The 4,332-nt window shown below is 67.5% G+C and carries 5 protein-coding genes; all 5 read right to left on the bottom strand.

Annotated elements, in window-relative coordinates; translation table 11 throughout:
- Positions 1–37: 37 nt before the first annotated feature.
- On the bottom strand, positions 38–2,272 hold the full coding sequence (locus tag ACLFMY_RS08630) for a TonB-dependent receptor family protein (RefSeq protein WP_410764255.1): 2,235 nt from the start codon (positions 2,270–2,272) through the stop codon (positions 38–40).
- Between the two features lie 114 nt (positions 2,273–2,386).
- A complete protein-coding gene (gene hemP / locus ACLFMY_RS08625; RefSeq protein WP_410764254.1) occupies positions 2,387–2,569 on the bottom strand; it encodes a hemin uptake protein HemP in 183 nt (60 codons plus the stop codon).
- Positions 2,566–2,979: an ExbD/TolR family protein gene (locus tag ACLFMY_RS08620; RefSeq protein WP_410764253.1), complete on the bottom strand. Its 414-nt coding sequence runs from the start codon at positions 2,977–2,979 to the stop codon at positions 2,566–2,568. Before ACLFMY_RS08620 ends, hemP begins: the two co-directional genes overlap by 4 nt.
- Before the next feature lie 2 nt (positions 2,980–2,981).
- A complete protein-coding gene (locus ACLFMY_RS08615; protein ID WP_410764252.1) occupies positions 2,982–3,722 on the bottom strand; it encodes a MotA/TolQ/ExbB proton channel family protein in 741 nt (246 codons plus the stop codon).
- A gap of 107 nt (positions 3,723–3,829) precedes the next feature.
- Positions 3,830–4,332, bottom strand: a 503-nt coding sequence (locus tag ACLFMY_RS08610; protein ID WP_410764251.1) for an energy transducer TonB, incomplete at its 5' end; no start/stop codon positions are given.

Here is a 4,332-nt window from a genome sequence, read left to right as displayed (position 1 = left end):
CTGTCGCGCCCGTGGGGGCGCGGAATGAGCCGTTCGATCAGAAGTCGAACTGCGCCCCGACCATGACGGTGCGCGGCTTGCCGACGCGGAAGCCGGCCGGGCGGATGCCGGCGACGTAGGTCTCGTCGGTGAGGTTTTCCACCTCGGCGAACAGCTTGGCGTTCTTGGTCAGGCGGTAGTTGGCCGACAGGTCGAAGACGGTGCGGGAGTCCACCTTCTCGTCGGCGGAAATCGAGCCGCTGCCGGCCACGGCGCGGGTCTCGCCGACGTAGTTGGCCGTGGCATGCACGCCGAAGCGCTCACCGACCACGCCCGCGGACAGCGACAGCTGATGCTCGGGGGTGTTGGGCAACTCGTCGCCTTGCTGCACGTCGCCCCAGGCGCCGTAGTTCGAGTCGAAACTGGTCTGGAACTCGGTGTCGGTCCAGGTGTAGGCCGCGCGGACCGGCACGTTGACGGCCCAGTCGCGACCGGCGGACAGGTCGTAGAGCGCGACGGCCTCGATGCCGCGGACCTCGACCTCGCCGCCGTCGAAGCTGTCGCCGACGTTGCAGTCGCCGCCGGTCGAGGCGGTGCACACGCCCACCAGGTTCTCGTAGTCGTTGAGGAAACCGATCACCTCGGACTGGAACGCGCCGTTCTGGTAGCGCACGCCGGCCTCCCAGTTGACGGCTTCTTCCTCGTCGGCACCGCCAACGCCGGTCGGCGCGAAGCCCTTGTAGACGCCGCCGAGCAGCTGCCAGTTCTCGGTGACGTCGTAGGTCGCGCCCAGGCCCGGGATGAGCACGTCGAAGCTGGCCGATTCGTCGTCGCGGGCGACGGTGCTGCGATCGGGGTCGGCGTAGCGGGTGCGGTCGATGTCGATCGACTCGTAGCGCAGGCCCGGCGTGACGGCGAGACGGCCGAAGTCCATGCGATCCTGGACGAAGGCCGCGATGGTCTTCGCCTCGGTCACCTGGTTGCCCGCGTCCGGGTCGCCCGGCGTACCGGCATCGGTCAGCACCAGCGAGCCGTCGACCATGTCGTACTCGTCGACCCACTGGAAGCGATCGATCTCGTCCTCGTGGTAGCGCAGGCCGAATTTCAGGTGGTGGTCGATGTCGCCGGTGGTCAGGTGCCAGTTGGCGCGCGACTCGATGCCCTGCGAGACGTACTCGCGGTTGTTGGCCTTGATGTCGCCGCGCAGGTCATCGTTGTTGGCGCCGGTGATCCAGCTCATCTCGCCCGCGTTGGCGTCCGGGTCGGCGAGGATGTCCGAGATGCCGGTACCGTCGACGCTGGCGAGCTTGTACCAGTTGCGGTGGAACTCGTTGCGATACAGCGTGGTGGTGACGTCGAGATCGGGGTTGACCTCGATGAAGTGACGCAGCTGGTACTGGGTGTGCTCGGTGTTCATCTGGTCGTTGCCCGAACCGGCGTAGCGACGGAACGGGTCGGCCTCGTAGTCCTCGCGGGTCAGACCGAGATAGGTCTCGTCGATGGTCTTGTCGTCGCGGGCCAGCTTGAGTTCCAGTTCCTGGTAACGCTCGGCGCTGGCCGGGGTGTTGATGCGGAACTTGCCGAGGTAGTTCTGGATCTCGTAGCCGGGGTTCTCATGGCCGTTCTGCGGCGTGTCCAGGTCGCGGAAGCCGTCGGCGTGGTCCTGGTAGGTCTCGAGCAGGTAGCCGAAGGTCTCCTCGCTGTCGCCGTACCAGGCGTGCAGGCGCCTGCCGTCGCGCTCGCCGGCCGACACGCGCACGCGGCCCTGCGCCTCGCCCGGGATCGGGGTGGAAGTCATGTTCATGGCGCCGCCGATGGTGTAGGGGCCGTACTCGATCGAGGACGAACCCTTGCGCACCTCGACCGAGTCCATGCGGGCGATGTTGGGGAAGTAGTACCCGGCCGGCGCGGCGTAGGGGGCCGGGGCGATCATCACGCCGTCCTCCATCACCGTGATGCGGGTGTTGCGGTCCTGGTTCGCGCCGCGGATGGAGATGTTCGGGAACAGGCCGTGGCCTTCCTCCTCGGTGACGTAGACGCCGGGCACCTGGCGCAGCACCTTCATCGGGTCGTTGCCCGGGATGGTCTCCAGCGTCTGTTGGTCGAGCACCTGGGCCGAGCCGGCCACGTCGCGGATGGCGTCGGCCCCGCCGACGATCGAGATGCGATCGAGTACCGGGCTGGCCGAGCTCGGGGTGGGGACGGTGGCGGTTTCCTGGGCAAATGCCGGGGTGGCCAGGGCGGTGGCGATGGCAGCAGCCAGTGCCCCGCGTTGCGTGGGTCGGAAGGTCATGTCAGCTCTCCTGTCGTTTCGTTTTTATGCCGGTGGAACCGGCCGATTGGCAGTGCTGGCTGGCTTGACCTTGCGCCCCCGCTCGGCGAGGGGCTCGGTCTGGCTGGCTTGCGGTTATTTGGTAAGAATCAGCTTGTTGGCGGCGGTTACGCGCAACTGGTAGCGCTGACCGTCATGGCAGATCCAGCATTGACCGTCGCGTGACATCAGCTCGCGGCTTTCAATGCAGTGGCCTTGCCCGTCGCCTCGGGTTTCGCCGGGAGCATGAGGCCGCTCGTGTTTGCGGGGCTCGTTCATGGCGTTTCGGGCTCCGAGACGAAACCGAGGCGTTCGATGCCGGCGGTCTTGACGGTCGCCATGGCGCGGGCGACCTTCCGGTAGGGCACGGATTCGTCGGCGCGCAGGTAGACCACCAGGTCGTCGTTGTCCCGCCGCGCCTGGGTCAGCACGCTCTCCAGCCGACTTTCGGAGAGCGGCTTGTCGTCCAGGTACAGCTGTCCCTTGTTGTCGAGCGAGAGGGTCACGGACTCGGGGTCCTCGTCCTGGCGTTCGCTGCTGGCCTTGGGCAGGTCGAGCGTGACCGAATGCGTGATCACCGGGGCGGCGACGATGAAGACCACCAGCAGCACCAGCATCACGTCCACCAGCGGGATGACGTTCATCTCCGCCATCGGCTCGTCGTGATCGTCGAGTCGACCGAATGCCATGGTCAGGCCTCCACGGGGCGGGTGGTCGGCCGGGGATCGTCGCTCGGGTCGGTCCGGCGCTGCCCGGCGCGCGCCCAGTCCGGCAGGGTCGAATCGTGCATCAGCAGGGAGTGGACGTCATGGGCCGCCGCGTCGAGCGTCTGGCGGTACAGGCGGTGGCTGCGGTTGAACAGGTTGAAGAACAGCACCGCCGGAATCGCGGCGGCGAGCCCCGCGGCGGTGGCGACCAGCGCCTCGCCCAGCGGCCCGGCGACCAGCCCCATCGAGACGCTTTCTGCGGAGGACAGGTCGATCAGCGCGCCGTAGATGCCCCAGACCGTGCCGAACAGGCCGACGAACGGCGCGAGCGAGCCGACCGTGGCGAACAGCAACTGGCCGGCCTGCAGGCGGGTTTCCTGCCGATCGAGCGCCTGGCGGATGCCGCGGATCAGGGCCTCGTCCAGCCGCTGGCGGGCCTCGGCGTCGCCTTCCAGGGGACCCCGGTAGTCGCGCACCGCGCGCAGCCCGGCCTGCGCGAGGGCGGCGGTCGGGTCATCGCGGTCGGCCAGCTGGGTCTCGAGCTCGCTCGCGCGGTGGCAGCGGGCAATGGCGTCCATGCTGTGGCGAGTCGCCCGGCGGCGCTCGATCAGGGCGAACAGCTTGGTGGCCGCCACCGCCCAGGTCGCCACCGACATGATCAGCAGGGTGATGAACACCCCGACAAGAACGCCGTCGCCGTGGTCGAAGACAAGAAAGAGATCCATCGGGCAAGCCCCCGGTCGGTTCGGTTGGTTGGTTTGATCGCCGGAACGCAGCCGGCATGATAATCAATACAAAGCGAAATGCAAACGGTTCGCATTGAGGGAAATGGTTACCGCAATTTGAACTGCATCGGCACGATCACTTCGCCCTCGACGGCCTTGCCATTGCGTTTGGCGGGCTCGAATCGCCACTCGGCCACGGCCTTCTTCGCCGCGCGGTCCAGTCTCTCGTGGCCACTCGAACGCTCGATCGACCACTCCACCGGCTTGCCGTCGGCATCTACCTTGACCCGGAGCCGTACCTCTCCTTCCTGACGCAAGCGTTGGGCGGCGCGAGGGTAGTCGGGTGGCGGGTTGTCGAGGTAACCGGCCGAAAATCCCGGATCGGTTGCGGATTCGTCGTCCGCGCCTTTGTTGGCCTGCTCATCGGCCTCGGAATCATCCTCTTGCCGGTCCGATGACGACTCGCGATCGTCGTCGGCCGACCTGTCCTCGGCGTCCCGCTTGTCCTTGTCGCTTTCTTTCTTCTCGGACTCGGGCTCCGGTTCCGGCTCGGGCTCCGGCTCGGGCTCGGGTTCCGGCTCGGGCTCGGGTTCCGGCTCGGGCTCGGGTT

It is taken from the genome of Guyparkeria sp. (assembly GCF_046545975.1).
Lineage (GTDB): Bacteria > Pseudomonadota > Gammaproteobacteria > Halothiobacillales > Halothiobacillaceae > Guyparkeria.
Note: the sequence above shows the minus strand (reverse complement) of the source record. Positions and strands in the feature narration are given on the sequence as shown.

What these genes read in the sequence shown, in the direction of transcription:
- ACLFMY_RS08620 (WP_410764253.1), bottom strand. Translation starts at nt 2,979, where the DNA reads ATGGCATTCGGTCGACTCGACGATCACGACGAGCCGATGGCGGAGATG.
- hemP (WP_410764254.1), bottom strand. Translation starts at nt 2,569, where the DNA reads ATGAACGAGCCCCGCAAACACGAGCGGCCTCATGCTCCCGGCGAAACC.
- ACLFMY_RS08615 (WP_410764252.1), bottom strand. Translation starts at nt 3,722, where the DNA reads ATGGATCTCTTTCTTGTCTTCGACCACGGCGACGGCGTTCTTGTCGGG.
- ACLFMY_RS08630 (WP_410764255.1), bottom strand. Translation starts at nt 2,272, where the DNA reads ATGACCTTCCGACCCACGCAACGCGGGGCACTGGCTGCTGCCATCGCC.